Consider the following 19,585-nt stretch of genomic DNA (forward strand, 5'->3'; position numbering starts at 1 on the left):
TTCCCTAAAATTCGCTGCCTTTATGCTGATCTACAGCAATTTCTTACGACTATCGGCACATTATTGTGTCTATTGCTCGCAATCTTCCCGAATGCCCTCTCGACTCGAGGCGCTTGAAGTAGAGGCGTAAGCACGCCTTCCCACCCCGAAAAGGTCTGGTCTCATGCAATCCACCCACTCACCCGGCTCCCACGCCGACAAGGGGTTCTTTGGGCATCCACGCGCCCTTGGCCCGCTGTTTTTCACCGAGATGTGGGAGCGATTTTCGTTCTACGGCATCCGGCCGATGCTGGTACTGTTCATCGCCGCCTCCCTGTTTGACGGTGGTCTAGGCTTCGACGCCAAGACCGCCGCCGCCATCGTGGGCATCTATGGTGGCGCCATCTATCTTGCCGCGCTGCCCGGCGGCTGGCTGGCGGACAACTGGCTCGGCCAGCGCCGTGCCGTATGGTACGGCTCCATCCTGATCGCCTTCGGCCACCTGTCCATCGCCCTGTCCGCCCTGTTCGGCGCGGTTGCCTTCTTTGTCGGGCTGATCTTCATCGTGCTGGGGACCGGCCTGTTCAAGACCTGCATCTCGGTGATGGTCGGCAGCCTCTATGACGAGAGCGATGTGCGCCGGGATGGAGGCTTTGCCATCTTCTACATGGGCATCAACATCGGCAGCCTGTTTGCCCCGCTGTTCACCGGATTGCTGATGGACTCCATGGGCTGGCACTGGGGCTTTGCCATGGGGGGCGTCGGCATGCTGATTGCCCTGCTGCTGTTTCGCCTGTGGGCGGTGCCGGCCATGCAGCGTGCCGATGCCGAGCGTGGCCGGGCCTCCACCTGGGACGCTCCGGCCCAGCGACGCCGGCATGTGGGCGCCATCGTCAGCCTGTGTCTGGCCGCCCTCGCCGCCCTGGTCGCGCTGGTCGCCACTGGGGTGATCAGCATCGATGCCCGCGCCGTGGCAGAAGCCATGACCAGCGTCCTGATCGTGGCTGCGGTAGGGTTCTTTGCATACCTGATGCTGTTCTCCGGCCTTAACCGTGACGAGCGCATCCGTGTGACCATCTGCTTCGTGCTGATCGTGGCCGCAGCCTTCTTCTGGGCGGCCTTCGAGCAGCAGCCCACCTCTTACAACCTGTTCGCCGCTAACTACACCGACCGCAATGTGCTGGGCTGGGACATCCCCACCCTGTGGTTCCAGTCCCTCAACCCGGTCTTCATCGTGCTGCTGGGCCCGGTGTTCGGCTGGCTGTGGCCGGCCCTCGGCCGCCGTCACCTTGAACCCGGCAGCCCCATGAAGTTCGTCCTGGGATTGCTGCTGGCGGCCATGGGCTTCGGCCTGATGGTGCTGGCTGCACAGCAGGTACTCAGTGGACCTGGGCTGGTCTCTCCCCTGTGGATCGTCGGCAGCATGCTGCTGTTGACCCTGGGCGAGCTGTGCCTGTCACCGGTGGGGCTGTCGACCATGTCAGGGCTCTCTCCCCAACGCACCCAAGGCCAGCTGATGGGACTGTGGTTCACCGGCGCCGCGCTGGGCAATCTGGTGGCAGGACTGATCGGCGGCCACGTCAATGCTGAAGAAATCCAGCAGCTACCCGAGCTGTTCGGACGCTCGGCCATCGCCCTGGTCATCTTCGCCGCCGTGCTGCTGTTGCTCGTACCCGTGTTCAAGCGCATGCTGAAGCACCACCGCCTCATCGATCCGGCGTCCGCTCATCGCGCGGACGCTGAAGCTATCGTCAAAACAGGAGTCTGAGCATGTCCTCAACCAGCGCCGAGACCGCTCGCCAACGTCTCAGCGAACTGCGTGACGCGATGCGTCGCCATCAGGTAGACGCCTGGTGGCTACCCTCCAGCGACCCCCACAACAGCGAATACCTGCCCGAGCATTGGGCCGGGCGCGAGTGGCTTTCCGGCTTCGATGGCTCTGTCGGCACCCTGGTGGTGACCCAGGACGAGGCGGGGCTGTGGGTCGATAGCCGCTACTTTGTACAGGCCGAGGCCCAGCTCGCTGGCAGCGGCATTGCCATGCAGAAGCTGACCCAGGGGCAGGCTGCCGCGCCGATGCAGTGGCTCAGTGAGCGGCTCGCCGAGGGCGATACGCTCGGCTATGACGCCCAGGTAGTATCGCTGGCACACGGCCGCCAGCTGGACGAACTGCTTGGCCAGCAGGGGGTGAACCTGCGTGGCGATAAGGACCTGCTCGACGAGATCTGGGCCGACCGTCCACGCCTGCCGCTGGAGCCCATCGAACCCCACGACCCGCGCTATCTCGATCAGACACGTGGTGAACGGCTGACCCATCTGCGCGAGGCCATGGCCGACCACGCCGCCGACTGGCACTTGATCTCGACCCTCGACGACATCGCCTGGCTGACCACCCTGCGTGGCTCGGACGTGGGCTTCAACCCCGTGTTTCTGGCCCACCTGCTGGTTGGCCGGGCGACAGCCACCCTGTTTGTCGCACCCGGCAAGCTGGACGCCGAACAGACTCAGGCACTCGCCGAAGACGGTATCGAGGTCGCCGACTATGCTGACTGGGCACCGCGCCTCGCGGCTCTGCCTCGGGACGAGACGGCATTGATCGATCCGGCTCGCGTGACCCTCGGCACCCGTCAGGCGTTGCCGGCGGAGATGAACGTGGTCGAGGCGTTTCAGCCCAGCACCCTGGCCAAGGGCATCAAGACGGATCATGAACTGGCGTTCGTGCGCCAGGCCATGGAAGCAGATGGGGCAGCACTGTGCCGTTTCTTTGCCTGGCTGGAGGAATGCCTGTCCCGCCAGGAACCGGTCAGCGAGCTCGATGTGGAGACCCGTCTGCGCGAACAGCGTGCCCAGCACGCTGACTTCGTCTGCGAAAGCTTCAACACCATTGCCGCCTTCAATGCCAACGGTGCCCTGCCCCACTACCGCGCCACCGCCGAGGCCTACTCGACGATAGAGGGTGACGGACTACTGCTGATCGACTCCGGCGGCCAGTACCGTGGCGGCACGACCGACATCACCCGCATGGTACCGGTGGGCGAGGTGTCCCGGGCGCAGCGCGAAGACTGCACCCTGGTGCTCAAGGGCATGATTGCGCTGTCCCGAGCGCGTTTTCCAGAGGGTATCGCCGCCTCGCGGCTAGACGCCCTGGCACGGGCGCCGCTGTGGGCCACCGGGCGTGACTACGGTCACGGCACCGGCCATGGAGTAGGCTACTTCCTCAATGTGCATGAGGGCCCTCAGGTGATCAGTTCCGGCGCGTCCGTCGCCGAGCATACCGCCATGCGTGCGGGCATGATCACGTCCAACGAGCCTGGCGTATATCGGCCTGGCCAGTGGGGCGTGCGGATCGAGAACCTGGTCGCCAACCGCCCCGCTCCCGCGAGTGAGTTCGGTCACTTCCTGGAGTTCGAGACGCTGACCCTGTGTCCCATTGATAGCCGCTGCCTGGCTCCGCTGATGCTTGACCAGGCCGAGCTCGACTGGCTCAACGCCTATCATGCCGAGGTACGCCGCCGGCTGGCACCTCTGCTCGATGGCCCGGCGCTGGCTTGGCTTGAGGCGCGCACCGAGCCTCTGACGCTGGCCTGATCGCGACCTCGCCGGCGATCTCGCCGACACGCTTAGCGTCAGAGCAAACCAAGAAGGGCTCCGCCATGGCGGAGCCCTTCTGTCGTTTCATGGCAGGCCACAACGTCCTTACAGGAAGGGATTCTTGACCACCGGGATGAACATGAAGCGTAGATTCCAGTCGGCGTCCCACTCGTCACCGCGAATCACGCTGTGCTGAATCTCGGCGGCCAGGCGAACCGGCGTATTGCCCATGCGGATCACATTGGAGTACCCCAGGCCAATCGGGAAATTGACCTTCTCTCCACTGTCCGCTTCCCAGTTGATCCGCACGTTGGGAGTCATGCCCACCAATTCGGTGCCACTGAGTCGATAGTTGAGAAAGTACTGAAGGTCGGTCTGGCTGGTGTGCTCCCGATCATCTTCACCGGCATAGGACCACCAATGCTGGGCCAGCAGGCCCATGTTCCAGCCACCAGGATTCGGCGCCAGGCGAGCAATCAGCGCCGCAGGACCGGCCTGGAATTTCCCTTGCCCCAGTACATCGTGCTCTGCGGTCGGGAAAATCTGCGTCATCCCCAGCCCCCAGATCACGCCATCGCTGCGAGCGGGGCCGGCCAAGGTGACCAGCGCCGTGTCACCGAGCCCCTGCGTCCTGCCCCGATGGGGGGCATTGCGACTCCATTCATCTGGGTCGATATCCAGCGGACTGCCACCACGAGCCAAGGTCCCGAAGCTCTCGTCCATGGGCGAGGAGTTGTACTGGAAGACGGGGCGCACCACCAGGTTCCAGTTATCCTCGGCCAGCTCGAACGGGAAGGACATGACGGGCTGGAACTTGAAGGAGTTCGACCAGCGCCCATCGAAGTCATCACCATCGAGATGGGTGTAGTCGTTCTGCATCCACAGCATCCAGGCGGAGCCGACCGGGTTGGTGGTTTCCTTGGCAATGGCAGCGAGGTCATCACCAGCGGCTGGGGTCTGCTCGCTGTGAGCGGGGACCGTGACCGGACGGCCGGAATCCTGAGCGTAAGCGCCCGTCGCCAAGGCACAGAAACACAAGCTCAGCAGGCTAAACCTACCAATACGCGAAAAAGACATGGGAAAGACCCTCTCAGAAGCGCAGCAGCACTGCTGAAGCTGCAAACGTGGTGACAAGAGCGTGGCGGCTCAAACAATGTTTGGAGAGAATATGCTATTCCGCCATCACTCTAGATCACTCATTGGCCGTTTGTGATACGCCCCTTGAGGTAGGTCAATTTCAACAGAGAGGTTATGCCCTTGCTACGGCCACCACGCTCAATCGTGGTCCTCGGCCAGCGAAGGCAGCAGCACCTTCAGCTTGCGCGTCAGCGTGTTGCGACCCCAGCCAAGCAGCTCTGCCGCTTCGCCCTTGCGTCCCGCGGTGTGCTTGAGCGCTGTCTCGATCAGAATGCGCTCGAAGTCAGGCACGGCCTCTTCCAGCAAGTGGGTATGGCCAGCGGCCAAGGCACCGTCAGCCCAGGCGCGAAACGCCTCACGCCAGTCCCCTCCGGCAGCCACGTCATCCCCCCCACGCAGCTCCGGCGGAAGGTCTTCGACCAGCACCTCGCGCCCGGAGGCCATCACGGTCAGCCAGCGGCAGGTGTTCTCCAGCTGGCGCACGTTGCCAGGCCAGTCCACCCGGGTCAGAAACTCCTCGGCGTCCTGGGTCAGTACCTTGACGTCGGTGGATAGCTCCTTGGCGGCCTCGGCCAGGAAGTGCCTGGCCAGCCGCGGAATATCCTCACGCCGCTGGGACAGCCGCGGTAGATGAACGCGGATCACGTTCAAGCGGTGAAACAGGTCCTCACGGAAACGCCCATCGGCCACCAGTGTCTCCAGATCCTGGTGGGTGGCGGCGATGATCCGCACATCCACCTTGACCGGCGTGTGTCCCCCGACCCGATAGAACTCGCCGTCGGCCAGCACCCGCAGCAGCCGAGTCTGGGTTTCCGACGGCATGTCGCCGATCTCGTCGAGAAACAGGGTGCCGCCGTTGGCTTGTTCGAAGCGCCCCTGACGACTGGCACTGGCACCAGTAAAGGCTCCCTTTTCGTGACCAAACAGCTCGGATTCGATCAGATCCCGAGGAATGGCGGCCATGTTGAGGGCGATAAAGGGATTGCCCGCGCGCGGGCTATGCTGGTGCAGGGCGCGTGCCACCCGCTCCTTGCCCGTCCCTGACTCGCCGTTGATCAGCACGGTGATGTGCGAGTGGGCGAGTCGGCCGATGGCACGAAAGACCTCCTGCATGGCCGGCGCTTCACCAATGATCTCTGCATCCAGGCCTTCGGGAACGCTGACGGGCCGTTGGCGTTCTCGCACGTGGGCGACCGCTCGGCGCACCAGGGCAAGCGCTTCATCGACATCGAAGGGCTTGGGCAGGTACTCGAAGGCGCCCCCCTGATAGGAGGCTACCGCACTGTCCAGGTCGGAGTGAGCGGTCATGACGATAACCGGAAGATCGGGGTGCACCTCACGCACCTTTGCCATCAGGTCCAGTCCATCGATGCCCGGCATACGAATATCGGTGACCAGAACATCCGGGGGTGAGGAGAGCAGACGATCCAGAATCGTATCGGCACGCTCGACCGCTTCCACCTGCAAGTCAGGCTGAGCCAGCGCCCGCTCCAGCACCCAGCGAATGGCGCGATCGTCATCGACGATCATTATACGAGCGGCATCAGTCATGACTCATCTCCAGAGGAATCAGCAAGCGAAATTCTGTGTGTCCGGGGGCGGACTCGCATTCGATCAGCCCGTCGTGCTGATGCAGCACCGACTGGGCAATGGACAGCCCCAGGCCGCTGCCCTCGGCCCGTCCGGATACCATTGGATAGAACAGGGTGTCACGCAGGGTGTCGGGAATACCTGGCCCGTTGTCGATCACACTGACATCGCAGACCAGTCGATGACGCTGGGCCCCCAGAGTGAACTGGCGTCTGGCCCGGGTCCGCAGGCTGATCAAGGGGTCTGGGGTGTCCGACTCGACCAGAGCCTGCACTGCATTGCGCGCAACGTTGAGCACGGCCTGGATAAGCTGTGCTTCGTCACCGATCAGCTCGGGCAGGCTGGGATCGTAGTCTCGCTCGATGCGGACCTGGGGCTGCTCTACCAGCAGCAGTGCCCGGACACGCTCCAGCACCCGGTGGATGTTCAGAGGCTCCCGGCGGCTCACGCGGTTCGGCCCGAGCATGGAATCGACCAGGTCCCTGAGTCGATCCACTTCCTCAATGATGATGCGGGTGTATTCCTTGAGCGCGGGTGTCTGCTCGAGGTCACGCTCCAGCAACTGTGCGGCGCCACGTATGCCGCCCAGCGGGTTCTTGACCTCGTGAGCCAACCCTCGCGCCAGCACCTTCATGGTCTCCTGGCGCGACTGCAGGGCCTCTTCTCGCGAGATCCGCAACAGCCGGTCCCGCGGCTCCAGCTCGAGCAGCAGGCTATCCCGGGCCAACGGCGTCACCGTGTAGTCCACCGTCAAGGGTTCGCCACCGCCGAGGGTCAGCCGCGCCTCACGCTGGGTATAGGGGTGCAAACCGTCTCTGGCACGCGCCAGCACGTCGGCGATATCGTCTTCTCCGCCGACCCAATCTCCCAGCGGTACGCCGATCACTCGGGCAGCGCTGACAGCCAGCAGGGCTTCCGCTGCGGGATTCATCCACGTTGGACGCAAGTCCTCATCAAGCAGTACAACCGCCGTGGTGAGGTGTTCGATGATGCCTGACGCCATGAGCGTATCCTGAGCAGATGAAGTCGTTCAGCCGAGCGTGAGGTGCACCCCCCTGCGAGGCGCTGAAGGCGCCATCCCGAAGCAGGCGTCGTCAGCGAGTGCACTTCCTTAATGCAAGCAAGAAGCGGGCCAGACTCGCTTTCACCCAGACGATGACCACCGTGGTGCGCCGTGTACCCGCTGTCGTCCCACGGGGGAGCCTGGACACTCCTCCCCATGGACATGCTACTGCACCAAGCTGGTGCACTGCACTGGTTTAGGGCTTATGCCGAATGGGATTGGGGCCACGCCAGCGCGCCACCCGGGACCGACGTGACTCTGGCCAGATGTCTGAGCTGCCAGGGGGACAGGGGGACCGGGGGGAACGGGAACAAGGGAGACAGCGAGCATTCGCTATCTACGATGACGGCCCATGGCGGGAAGTCGCGGGCACCGCAACGCGGGCTCGCTGCACGTGCAGCACGACAGCGTCGCTGCGCTGGCGAACCTTGCGATCAGGGTCGATCACGACCAGGACGATGCGGTGCTCTCCCCGCTCGAGCTGAGTCAGGGTCAGTGGAGAATCCCCCGTCGTCACCAGCACGCCATCGACCTCAAGCCCCAGCACATAACCGGCGTCAAGAGGCGGGCTGACGGCCGCCGCGACCTCGAGGCTGCCGCCAGCGCCGCTGGGCAGCACGCTGCCAGATGCCGGACGGGCAATGGCCAGCACCTCCCGTGCCAGGTAGCCCGGCGCAGCAGCGCTGATATCCCCCGGCAGCTGGGACAGTGCCGGGGGCAGAGGAGCACTCGGCACATGGGAGAGCGCCCCTGGCACGAAGCGCTCTCCACCTTCCAGCGGCCGATCGCTATAGGTGACGCCGCCATGACGTTCGACGCGACGATAGAGGGCATCGGCGGCACTCCCCTGGGAGCCATACAGCAGCAGTATCGTCAGCAGCAGGCCTCTCGATACTCGCCAAAGCCATATCCGCTCCCGCCATATCCACCCCAGCCACATCAGCTCCAACCGGCATCGCCGAGCCGGCAGGCGGCCCGACGGCTGTGGCGACATGGCCTGCCGGCAGCGCGGTGGTAGCTTCACGGTGGCTCCTTGATGGGGGTGTCCTGGCAAGCATGCGATGCCTGTCCTGCCAGGCCAAGGGCATCGCTTGCTCGAGGGCAAGGCCAGGCCAAAAAAAATCGGCCCCGCTCAAGGCGGGGCCGATATACGACGCGGTGTCGTCGTCGCTGGATCAGCAGCTGTAGTACATGTCGAACTCGATCGGGTGCGTGGTCATGCGCAGGCGCTCCACGTCTTCGTTCTTGAGCTCGATGTAGGCATCGATCATGTCGTCGGTGAAGACACCACCTTCGGTCAGGAAGCTGCGGTCTTCGTCGAGAGCCGCCAGCGCCTGGTCGAGGCTTTCCGCCACGGTCGGAATGGACTTGCCTTCTTCCGGCGGCAGGTCGTAGAGGTTCTTGTCCATGGCATCGCCAGGATGGATCTTGTTCTTGATGCCATCGATACCCGCCATCAGCATGGCCGCGAAGCACAGGTAGGGGTTGGCGGTCGGGTCAGGGAAACGCGCCTCAACACGCTTGCCCTTGGGGCTGGCGGTGTACGGAATACGGATCGACGCAGAGCGGTTACGGGCACTGTAGGCCAGCATGACCGGTGCTTCGAAGCCCGGCACCAGACGCTTGTACGAGTTGGTAGAAGCGTTGGTGAAGGCGTTCAGCGCACGTGCGTGCTTGATGATGCCGCCGATGTAGAACAGCGCCATTTCAGACAGGCCAGCGTACTGGTCGCCAGCAAACTGGTTCTGACCGTCCTTCCAGAAGGACTGGTGCACGTGCATGCCGCTGCCGTTATCGCCGACCAGGGGCTTCGGCATGAAGGTGGCGGTCTTGCCGTAGGCGTGGGCCACATTGTGGATCACGTACTTCATTTCCTGAACTTCGTCGGCCTTCTTGACCAGGGTGTTGAAGGCTACGCCAATTTCGTTCTGGCCGGCGTTGGACACCTCATGGTGGTGCACCTCGACCTTCTGGCCGATGGCTTCCAGGGTGTTACACATGGCGCCGCGCATGTCATGGAAGCTGTCCACCGGGGGAACCGGGAAGTAGCCGCCCTTGACCCGAGGACGGTGGCCCAGGTTGCCGCCTTCGACGGCGCGGTCCGTTGACCAGGCACCCTCTTCGGAGGAAATCTTGTACATCGCACCTTCGATGTCGGCCTTCCAATGCACTTCATCAAAGATGAAGAACTCGGGCTCGGGGCCGAAGAATGCAGTATCACCCAGGCCGGAAGACTGCAGGTAGGCCTCAGCGCGCTTGGCGATGGAACGCGGGTCGCGCTCGTAGCCCTGCATGGTAGCCGGCTCGATGATGTCGCAACGCAGAATCAGGGTCGCGTCTTCGGTGAAGGGGTCGAGGAAGCCGGTGCCGTCTTCCGGACGCAGAATCATGTCGGACTCGTTGATGCCCTTCCAGCCGTTGATGGAGGAGCCATCGAACATCTGGCCGTTCTCGAAGAATTCCTCGTCGACCTCGGAGGCCGGAATAGTGACGTGCTGTTCCTTGCCGCGGGTGTCGGTGAAACGCAGGTCAACCCACTTGACGTCATGTTCGTTGATCAGGGCGAGAGTCTTGTCTGACATGTGGTCCTCCAGAGTGAAACTTGTTCGTGACTCGAGCATTGGGGCGACGGCACCAATCCCATGTCACCGACTTCGAATTGGGGGATGATCCAGGGAGCAAAAGGGGTACCGGGATCCTTTGTAGCACGCTCCCGGGACAGTTCCCATGGTGACGTGCTCGACACGATGACACTGTCAGAAACAATGCAGGTTGCGTGCCATCATTGCACCAGCATTGATCAAAAAAATCTCAACCCAATGTTTTTCATCGATTTTAAGTTCTCGCCACTGCTGCTCCAGCATAGCGCATTGGCTCACGGCCATCGCGTCAAAGACCCACTTGTGCACCAAAATGAAGCGCCAGAAACTTTTATGCACCAAGATAACCCTCAACCATCTCGACGCTGAAGTCTGCCGAGGCGATCGCTAGGGGTAAGGGGTCGCTGGAACCTTCTGCAACGCGCGGATACACTTCCTTACGTTTGTCGCCGGCCCTCCCGTCAGGGTCGGCGTCACCCGCCTCGGAGTGTCGTCGTGAATATCAGCCTGATCATCGATGCCCGCCTGACCGGCAAGGATTTGTCCTGTCGGCTGACGCAGGCACGCCAGCAGATTGCCCTGTTCCAGGGGCGCAGCGAGATCATAGTCATCGACGATGGTGGCATCACCTCTGAACAGCTCGGCGAGCACGCGAAAGACTATCGGCTGGTGCGCGTCCGTCCGGCGCCGATGGGGAGACGCTTCAACCTGGCAGCCTCTCACTGCAATGGGCGAATGCTCGGCTTCTGCCTGGGCCCACTGGACTCAGCCTGGGTAGAACGCATGATGGCCGCGGCTGCCGACGAATCACGCCCCATGGTCAGGCCATCTCGGCCTTGTCCGCTGGCCCTGTTCCAACTTCTGCGACAGACGCCCACACGGGCACTTGGCGTAGAGCGCAACTGGTTCGAGCGCCTGGGAGGCTTTGATCCATCGCTGGACCTGAGCGCCGTAGAAGACCTGGCCACGCGGCTCAAGGCCTGTCGGGCCAATGCGCTGGTGCAGCGCGCCTGAGGGGTAGCCTACTCAGCAGCCGCCGAGCAACGGCTATTATGTCGTAGTTGGCCCATGCCATCCTGAGCATGCCTGTACTGCGGCCCTCATGCCGTGCCCCTGATGCAGCGGCCCTGATGCAGCGGCCCTGATGCAGCGGCTCCCATGCAGCAGCCCCGTACACTCCTGCCAAACGCCAGCCAGGGGCAGGCCCCTCAGCGACCCGCTGGATGACGCTGGTACTCATGTTGATAGAACACCGTCGTGGAGAGCCCTCTCATCAAGGCGTCACAAAGACGTAGTCATATAGACGTTGTCGTGTAGACGTTGTTATGCCGTGGCGTCGAAAAACGCCGTCTCAAACAGGCGGACACACAAGAGATGGCACCTCAAGCCACTCCTTTCTTGTCGCCTTCTCGCGCAAAAACGCCTGAAAATGGGGCCTAACGCGTCAAGTCAGCGTCACGCAGGTGCTTGAAAGTTCAGTATCTTGAGAATTCACGGATAGATTGACCGCAACAATGCTGGTCGTTGTCATCACCCAGGCCCTATAATGCGGCCCCACTTTTTCCAGCAGGATCCCGTCGTGATCGAGAATCTTCGCAACATCGCCATCATCGCTCACGTCGACCACGGCAAAACCACCCTGGTCGACAAGCTGCTCAGCCAGTCCGGCACTCTGGACCGCAAGGCCGAGGGGCAGGAGCGCATCATGGACTCCAATGACCAGGAAAAGGAACGTGGCATCACGATCCTGGCCAAGAACACGGCGATCCGCTGGAGCTCTCCCGAGGGACAGGACTACCACATCAACATCGTGGACACCCCTGGACACGCTGACTTCGGCGGCGAAGTCGAGCGCGTCATGTCCATGGTGGACTCGGTCCTGCTGCTGGTCGATGCCGTTGACGGCCCGATGCCGCAGACTCGCTTCGTCACCCAGAAAGCCTTCGACCAGGGCCTGAAGCCGATCGTTGTCGTCAACAAGATCGACCGCCCCGGCGCACGTCCTGACTGGGTCATCGATCAGATCTTCGATCTGTTCGACAACCTGGGTGCCAGCGACGAGCAGCTCGACTTCCCGATCATCTACTGCTCGGCGCTCAACGGCATTGCCGGTCCGGAACCGGACCAGCTGGCCGAGGACATGACGCCGATGTTCCAGTCCATCGTCAACATCGTCGAGCCGCCCAAGGTTGAACTCGATGGCCCGCTGCAGATGCAGATTTCGGCCCTCGACTACTCCAGCTACGTCGGCGTCATCGGCCTTGGTCGCATCACTCGCGGCGCCATGTCACCGAACCAGCAGGTCGTGGTGATCAACAAGGAAGGCCAGACCCGCAAGGGCAAGATTGGCCAGGTCATGACTCACCTGGGCCTTGAGCGTGTCCAGACCGAGCAGGCCACCGCCGGCGACATCGTCTGCATCACCGGTATCGACGAACTGGCCATCTCCGACACCATCTGTGACGCGGCTGCGGTCGAGGCACTGCCGGCCCTGACGGTCGACGAGCCGACGGTCTCCATGACCTTCCAGGTCAACGACTCACCGTTTGCCGGCAAGGACGGCAAGTTCGTCACCAGCCGCAACATCAAGGATCGCCTGGACCAGGAGCTGATCCACAACGTCGCGCTGCGCGTCGAGCAGGGTGAATCACCGGAGAAGTTCATCGTTTCCGGTCGCGGCGAGCTGCACCTGTCGGTGCTGATCGAGAGCATGCGTCGCGAAGGCTTCGAGCTGGCCGTCGGTCGTCCTGAAGTCATCATCCGCGAGATCGATGGCGAAAAGCAGGAGCCCTACGAAGAAGTCATCATCGACTGCGAAGAGCAGCATCAGGGCGCCATCATGGAAGAGCTCGGCTACCGCAAGGGCGAGCTCAAGAACATGAATCCGGATGGCAAGGGCCGCGTGCGCCTTGACTTCATCATTCCGGCGCGCGGCTTGATCGGTTTCCGCGGTCAATTCCTGACCCTGACGTCAGGCACCGGCATCCTGACCAGCCGCTTCGATCATTACGGCCCGCTCAAGCCCGACGCCTCCATCGAGCGTCGCAACGGCGTGCTGGTGTCCATGGTACCGGGCAAGGCCCTCGCCTACGCCCTGTATGCGCTGCAGGAGCGCGGCAAGCTGATCATCGACCACGGCACGGAGGTCTATGAGGGCATGCTGGTCGGCATCAACAACCGTGCCAACGACATGGTGGTAAACCCGACCAAGGGCAAGAAGCTTGATAACATGCGCGCCTCCGGTAACGACGAGAACATCGTGCTGACTCCGCCGGTGCGCTTCACCCTGGAACAGGCCATCGAATTCCTCGATGACGACGAGCTGGTCGAGATCACCCCGAACCATATCCGTCTGCGCAAGAAGTTCCTGACAGAAAACGAACGCAAGCGCGCCAGCAAGAAGTAATCGCGCCGCTTTCCGTTGCCTCGATGCCCGCCTTCTGGCGGGCATCGTCGTTTGTAGCGGGACATCCGCCATATTGGCCGACTCGCCCCCCATGGAGCATTTATCAGCCTGGGCTTGATAAAGGAACTTCTCCGCCCATAAGCTGCCACAGGAGTATGGCTTCGGAGTAAGGGGTCCGTCGGCGACCCTGCCCCGACAGGTCTATGCTAAGGACAGAACATCATCTTTCGCGAACGAGGAGCCACGCGAATGCACAAGCATGTCGAATGGGATGATCCCGGCGCCGACAGCGTACAACGCTATTTTGCCGACAAGCCTGACGAGTACCCCACCGCCCACATCGGCAGCATCATTGCCGGCCGCTATCACGGATACTCGGTCAGGGTAAAAGTGGAAGCTCGGGTCGATGACGATACCGCGAGCATTGGCGACGTGGTGGCACTTATCTCGGTCAGAACCGGGGAGCGCACTCAGTCCATCGGTGACCTGTCGGTCGGTGATACGGTACGCCTGGGCGACGACCACCGCTCGCTGGCGCCGCGAGTCGGCAGCTAAGGCCCCGACGGCTATCGTCGACAAGATGAAAAGCCCGCCACTATCACGCCCCACCAACGCCTGCTAAACGCACCCCCTCTAGTCAGGCATACGTTTGTATCGCAAAGTTGGCATGTGAGACCGGGCCATCGCCCGGTCAGTCCGACTGACAAGTCTGACATGTCGACGGATGCCCCATGAGCAGCGACAACATCTGGACCCACAAAGGCACCTTCCTGCTGGCCGCGGTTGGCTCAGCAGTGGGGCTTGGCAACCTCTGGCGCTTTCCTTATCTGGTGGGCGAGCATGGCGGTGGTGCCTTCCTGTTGGTGTACGCGCTGTGTGTGTTCGCCATCGGCGTGCCGATTCTGATTGCCGAGATCATGCTGGGCCGCAACAGCCGGCGCTGCCCGATCATGGGTATGCGCTTCCTGACACGCTGTCACAAGACCTCGAGGGCCTGGGAAATCATCGGTTGGCTGGGGGGACTCTCGGCGCTGCTGATCCTCAGCTTCTACTCCGTCATCAGTGGCTGGGCGATCCACTACCTGGGAGAGATGCTGACGGGCTCGCTACGAGGTGCCGACGCAGCCACCCTCGCCAGTGACTTTGCCAGCCTGATCAGCTCACCGGTCAAGCTGACGCTCTATCACACGCTATTCCTGGTGATCTGCGCGTACATCGTGGCGCGCGGCGTCCACCGCGGCCTCGAAAGCGGCCTGCGCCTGCTGATGCCTACCTTGCTGGTGATCCTGCTGGTCGTGCTGTTCTATGCAGCGGCCGCAGGCGACATGCTCGCTGCCAGCGACTTCCTGCTATCGTTCTCGCTCTCCGACCTGAGCCTGGAAGGCTGGCTGGTTGCCCTGGGCCAGTCCTTCTTCACCCTGAGCCTCGGCATGGGGGCGATCATGGCCTACGGCGCCTATATGCCAAGTGAGACGTCGTTGACCCTCACGGCCTTTACCGTGGCCCTGATCGATACCCTGGTCGCCATTCTGGCTGGGCTGGCCATCTTCGCGCTGGTCTTCGGAGCAGGCCTGTCTCCCGATGAAGGCCCTGGACTCATGTTTGTGTCGCTGCCGCTAGCCTTCACGGCCATGCCTTCCGGCGCGCTGATCGGCGCCATCTTCTTCGTGCTGGTGCTGGGGGCTGCCGTCAGCTCTGCCATATCGCTGATCGAGCCGGTAGCGGCATATCTGGTAGAACGCTTTTCGCTGAGCCGGGTGACGGCGGTCCTGGACGTCGTGGGGGTTGCCTGGGCGCTGGGACTGGCGACCGTCGCCAGCTTCAATCTTTGGGCCGAACAGAGCCCCTTCCATGATCTTTTCGGTCGCAGCGCCTTCGAGGTGCTGGAACTGACAACGCATATCACGCTGCCCTTCTGCGGCCTGCTGATTGCGCTCTTTGCCGGTTGGTCACTGACCCAGACCGAATCCATGAAAGAGATGCACACGCGCGCTGGCTGGCTCAGCCTGTGGCGCTTTCTGGTGCGCTTCATCGCGCCCACCGGGGTGGCCTTCGTGTTCCTCCGTGCTCTGCCTTACGTCGAGGGCTACTGGCTACCGGCCATCGTCGCGATCGTCACGGTAGGCGCCTTTGCCGCCTACCGCACGCTGGGCGAGCACGAGGGACATCACGGCGGTTGATCGCCGCCTGGGCGGCGCCCATCACGACAATAACGACAACGAACACAGCAGGTATCAGGATGTCAGCCATCATCGATGTGCGTCACGTCAACAAGGCCTTCGGCGGCCTGCGGGTCATCAACGACTGCTCCATTCAGGTCGAAGAAGGCTCGGTCACGGGCCTGATCGGCCCCAACGGCGCCGGCAAGTCGACGCTGTTCAATATCATTGCCGGCGCGCTGCCGCTGGACTCGGGGCAGATCCTGTTAAGCGGTGAAGACATCACCAATCGGCCTGCCAACGAACTGTTCCACAAGGGGCTCTTGCGCACCTTCCAGATCGCTCACGAGTTTTCCCAGCTGACAGCGCTGGAGAACCTGATGATGGTTCCGCCCGCACAGCCCGGCGAATCTCTGGCCAAGGCCTGGTTCGCGCCGCGCGCGGTGCGCGAGCATGAGGCCGAGATCAAGCGTCGGGCTCAGGAAGTCATCGAGTTCATCGGGCTCAATCACGTGCGCAACGAGCTGGCGGGCAACCTGTCTGGCGGCCAGAAGAAACTGCTGGAACTGGGCCGCACCATGATGACCGACGCCCGCGTGGTGCTGCTCGATGAGATCGCCGCCGGGGTCAACCGAACGTTGCTGGGCGACCTGATCGGCAATATCGAACGCATGAACCGTGAGTTCGGCTACACCTTCCTGGTCATCGAACACGACATGGACATGATTGCCCGACTTTGCGACCCGGTCATCGTACTGGCCCAGGGCTCGGTGATGGTGGAAGGGTCGATCGAAGAGATTCAGAACAATCCGGAGGTCATCGAGGCCTACTTCGGTGCAGGCGCGGCCTGACCTCCTCCTCCTTGCGCGCAAGGGGGGCAATAACAACGACCGAGGCGCACTGAGCGCCCCATGCAGAGAACAGGACTATGCCTCTACTCGACGCACGCCAGGTGCACGGTGGCTACGGCGGGATGAACATCCTCAACGGGGTGGACATGACCATCGAAGCCGATGAAATCGGCGTCATCGTCGGCCCCAACGGCGCCGGAAAATCCACCATGCTCAAGGCCATTTTCGGCCAGCTCAACGTGACTCAGGGCGATATTCTGCTGCGCGGAGAACCTATCCACAACCTGCCGACCAATCGTCTGGTGGAGCTGGGCATGGGCTTTGTACCTCAGGAACACAACGTCTTCCCGAGCCTGACGGTCAAGGAAAACCTCGAAATGGGCGCGTTTCTCAAGCCTGGCAATATCAAGCGCATGCTGGCCAAGGCCTATGAGTTCTTCCCCCCGCTCTATGACAAGCGACACCAGCCCGCCGGCGAGCTGTCAGGAGGACAGCGCCAGATGGTCGCCATGGGCCGGGCGCTGATGGCGGAACCCGAACTGCTGCTGCTGGACGAACCCACGGCAGGCCTCTCGCCCAAGTACATGTACGAAATCTTCGACAGGGTAAAGGAGGTCAACGCGGCAGGCGTCGGCATCCTGATGGTGGAACAGAACGCCAAACAGGCACTTGCCATCGCCGACAAGGGCTTCGTGCTGGCCGCCGGCCAGAATCGCTTCACCGACTCGGGACAGGCCTTGCTGGCCGATCCCGACGTGGCCAAGAGCTTCCTCGGCGGCTGACGCCAGACACCAGTGCGGAGATATCGCCTTGAACGAATTCGTGTTCTTCATCAACAACGTGCTGATCGCCGGCAGCGTCACCGGGTCGATCTACGCCATTGGCGCGGTGGGGGTGACGCTGGTCTTCAGCATCATGCGCTTTGCCCACTTCGCCCACGCCGACATGATGACCTTCGGTGCCTTCATGGTGCTGTTGCTGGCAACGCTGTTCCCCAATGCCGGCGCGGCACTGGGGGTGCCGACGGCCATCGTCATGCTGCCGCTTGCCATGGTCTTGACCGCGGCCCTGGCGGTCGGCATCGACAAGGTCTTTTACAAGCCGCTGCGCGCCCATGGCGTCAAACCCATCGTCATGGTCATTGGCTCCCTGGGCGTGACGCTGATGCTGCAGGGGCTGATTCGCCTGTTTTCCGGCACCGGCGGACAGAGCCTCTACGTCGATGACCGCAAGGAAATCTTCCGCCTGGCCCTGCCAATAGAAGGCGTGCGAGTGCCGGTGGTGATCACCGAACCCCAGATCTACCTGTTTGTGCTGACCCTGGTCGCGGTCATTGGCCTGCAGCTGTTTCTGTCGCGTACTCGCCTGGGCAAGGCCATGCGCGCGATGTCAGACAACCCCGACCTGGCCCGCGCCTCTGGCATCAATACCAACACCATCGTGGCCGTGACCTGGGTCATCGCCGGTGGTCTGGCGGCCATCGCCGGCACGCTTTTGTCGATGGACGTCACCTTCAAGCCTGATCTGAGTTTCCATCTGCTGCTGCCCATCTTTGCCGCAGCCATCGTCGGCGGCGTGGGCCACCCCTTCGGCGCGATCGCAGGCGGTTTCGTGGTGGGGTTCGCCGAAACCCTGGCGGTATTCAACTGGAACGTGCTGCTCAGACCCTTCCGCGACAGCCTTCCCGAGTGGCTGGAGTTGCCGAACAACCTGGCCTTCGTCGGCACTGAATACAAGATCGTGGTGCCCTTCTTCATCCTCGTTGCCATCCTGGTATGGCGTCCTACCGGCATCTTCAAGGGCAAGGTGATCTGATGACGACCAACGACTTTCATCATCGTGATGACACCAATAGCGCGCCCCAGAGCCGCTTTCCGGTACGCGAGCTCAGCCTGCTGGTGGTGCTGGCCATTGCCGTGAGCGCGGTGTTCATGGTCATGGGCTCCGCTTACTCGACACGCATGCTGGTCGAGGCCAGCTGCTATGCCATCCTGGCCCTGGGGCTAACCATTCAGTGGGGCTACGCGGGCCAGTTCAACGCTGGCGTGATGGGTTTCGTGGCTCTTGGCGGCTTCTGCGCAATGACCTTCAGCGTGCCGGTCAATCCCGCCTTCTGGGACAGCTCCCTGCCGGGAGAACTGGCGCGAGTACTGGCCTATGTGGTCGCTGGCATTGCCCTGGTGTTCGGCCTGTCGCGCCTGACCCGACTGGGCTTGCCCTCCTGGCTCAGGACCGTGATCACCCTGGTGGTCGGTGTGGTCGTCTACATGGTGGTCATCAGCGAATTCCGCGAGGTCACCGACGCCATCGAGAGCCAGATGGGCTTTGTCGGCGGACTGGGCCTGCCGGTCTGGGTCGGCTGGATCGTCGGCGGCGCGCTGGCCGGTGGGGTGGGCTATTTCATTGGCCACGTCTGCCTCGGCCTGCGCAGTGACTACCTGGCTATCGCGACGCTAGGGATCGCCGAGATCATCAAGGCATTCCTGAAGAACTCCGACTGGCTGACCCGAGGCACCGCCACTGTGTCGCCGCTGCCCTGGCCGGTGCCAGCCCCAGGCGAGGTCGGCTTCACCCTGGCCAGGGCGATGTACCTGTCGGTCACCGCGGTGATGATCCTGGCCATCTTCTTTCTGCTCAACCGCGCCTACAACGCCCCCTGGGGCCGCATGATCCGCGCCATCCGGGACAACGAGGTATCGTCTGCGGCCATGGGCAAGGACATCAACCGCCGCCGCCTCGAGATCTTCGTGCTCGGCTGTGTGCTGATGGGTATCGGGGGGGCGGCGCTGGGCAGCTTCAACAGCATCTTTGACCCCAACGGCTACCTGCCGCTCAACCACACCTTCCTGGTGCTGGTCATGGTCATTCTTGGTGGGCCGGGCAACAACCTGGGCACGCTGTTTGGGGCGGTGGCGGTCTACATCATCTGGATCATGTCGGAGCCGCTGGCGCTCTACGTGATGGAGCTTGCCGCGCATTTCGGTCAGGCCAGCTTCGGCTGGGAGGTCCCCAGTAGCCTCGAAAGTCGCGCCCTGCAGGCACGAGTGTTCGTCATCGGGCTGCTTATCACCATCGTGCTGCGGGTGGCCCCGAAAGGCCTGCTGCCCGAGAAGGTCAAGCACCACGACTGATAGCACCACGACGACAGCTTCGCGTTACAGCATCTGACAAGGGCGGCCTGCGGGCCGCCCTTTATTGTATTTTTCATA

15 protein-coding genes are annotated in these 19,585 nt (G+C 62.6%); 10 read left to right on the plus strand and 5 right to left on the minus strand.

Annotated features, from left to right (window positions below):
* Positions 1-163 precede the first annotated feature (163 nt).
* Positions 164-1,747, plus strand: coding sequence for a peptide MFS transporter (locus KUW18_RS03800; protein ID WP_222162471.1), 1,584 nt, complete (start codon positions 164-166; stop codon positions 1,745-1,747).
* A gap of 2 nt (positions 1,748-1,749) precedes the next feature.
* Entirely contained in the window at positions 1,750-3,567 is a 1,818-nt protein-coding gene (locus tag KUW18_RS03805; RefSeq protein ID WP_222560834.1) for an aminopeptidase P family protein, read from the plus strand.
* A gap of 108 nt (positions 3,568-3,675) precedes the next feature.
* On the opposite strand, the gene KUW18_RS03810 is transcribed toward KUW18_RS03805, so the two are convergent.
* The 5 genes from KUW18_RS03810 to glnA form a co-directional block, all read right to left on the minus strand.
* Positions 3,676-4,647: a hypothetical protein gene (locus KUW18_RS03810; RefSeq protein ID WP_222560835.1), complete on the minus strand. Its 972-nt coding sequence runs from the start codon at positions 4,645-4,647 to the stop codon at positions 3,676-3,678.
* 198 nt (positions 4,648-4,845) lie between these two features.
* Positions 4,846-6,258, minus strand: coding sequence for a nitrogen regulation protein NR(I) (gene ntrC, locus KUW18_RS03815; protein ID WP_206943869.1), 1,413 nt, complete (start codon positions 6,256-6,258; stop codon positions 4,846-4,848).
* Positions 6,251-7,300, minus strand: coding sequence for a nitrogen regulation protein NR(II) (gene glnL, locus KUW18_RS03820; RefSeq protein WP_222162468.1), 1,050 nt, complete (start codon positions 7,298-7,300; stop codon positions 6,251-6,253). Before glnL ends, ntrC begins: the two co-directional genes overlap by 8 nt.
* A 397-nt stretch (positions 7,301-7,697) precedes the next feature.
* Positions 7,698-8,384: a hypothetical protein gene (locus tag KUW18_RS03825; protein ID WP_222560836.1), complete on the minus strand. Its 687-nt coding sequence runs from the start codon at positions 8,382-8,384 to the stop codon at positions 7,698-7,700.
* 151 nt (positions 8,385-8,535) lie between these two features.
* Complete coding sequence (gene glnA / locus KUW18_RS03830) at positions 8,536-9,942, minus strand: glutamate--ammonia ligase (RefSeq protein WP_222162466.1); 1,407 nt, start codon at positions 9,940-9,942, stop codon at positions 8,536-8,538.
* Between the two features lie 513 nt (positions 9,943-10,455).
* Here glnA and KUW18_RS03835 point away from each other — a divergent pair.
* From KUW18_RS03835 to KUW18_RS03870, 8 genes are all read left to right on the plus strand, one after another.
* Positions 10,456-10,974: a glycosyltransferase family 2 protein gene (locus tag KUW18_RS03835; RefSeq protein WP_206943862.1), complete on the plus strand. Its 519-nt coding sequence runs from the start codon at positions 10,456-10,458 to the stop codon at positions 10,972-10,974.
* Between the two features lie 565 nt (positions 10,975-11,539).
* Positions 11,540-13,366, plus strand: coding sequence for a translational GTPase TypA (typA, locus tag KUW18_RS03840; RefSeq protein ID WP_206943861.1), 1,827 nt, complete (start codon positions 11,540-11,542; stop codon positions 13,364-13,366).
* Between the two features lie 249 nt (positions 13,367-13,615).
* Positions 13,616-13,921: a hypothetical protein gene (locus KUW18_RS03845; RefSeq protein ID WP_206943859.1), complete on the plus strand. Its 306-nt coding sequence runs from the start codon at positions 13,616-13,618 to the stop codon at positions 13,919-13,921.
* 176 nt (positions 13,922-14,097) lie between these two features.
* The gene (locus tag KUW18_RS03850; protein ID WP_222560837.1) at positions 14,098-15,546 is read left to right on the plus strand and encodes a sodium-dependent transporter; all 1,449 of its coding nucleotides are present in this window, start codon (positions 14,098-14,100) and stop codon (positions 15,544-15,546) included.
* Between the two features lie 59 nt (positions 15,547-15,605).
* Positions 15,606-16,376 (plus strand): ABC transporter ATP-binding protein, encoded by a 771-nt coding sequence (locus tag KUW18_RS03855; protein ID WP_206943857.1) that lies wholly within the window; start codon positions 15,606-15,608, stop codon positions 16,374-16,376.
* Between the two features lie 77 nt (positions 16,377-16,453).
* On the plus strand, positions 16,454-17,158 hold the full coding sequence (locus tag KUW18_RS03860; RefSeq protein ID WP_206943856.1) for an ABC transporter ATP-binding protein: 705 nt from the start codon (positions 16,454-16,456) through the stop codon (positions 17,156-17,158).
* Positions 17,159-17,186: 28 nt separating this feature from the next.
* Positions 17,187-18,191: a branched-chain amino acid ABC transporter permease gene (locus tag KUW18_RS03865; protein ID WP_222560838.1), complete on the plus strand. Its 1,005-nt coding sequence runs from the start codon at positions 17,187-17,189 to the stop codon at positions 18,189-18,191.
* Positions 18,191-19,507, plus strand: coding sequence for a branched-chain amino acid ABC transporter permease (locus tag KUW18_RS03870; RefSeq protein WP_222162464.1), 1,317 nt, complete (start codon positions 18,191-18,193; stop codon positions 19,505-19,507). Before KUW18_RS03865 ends, KUW18_RS03870 begins: the two co-directional genes overlap by 1 nt.
* Positions 19,508-19,585: the final 78 nt, after the last annotated feature.

The organism is Halomonas sp. DP5Y7-2 (assembly GCF_019802025.1).
Taxonomy (GTDB): Bacteria; Pseudomonadota; Gammaproteobacteria; order Pseudomonadales; family Halomonadaceae; genus Halomonas; species Halomonas litopenaei_A.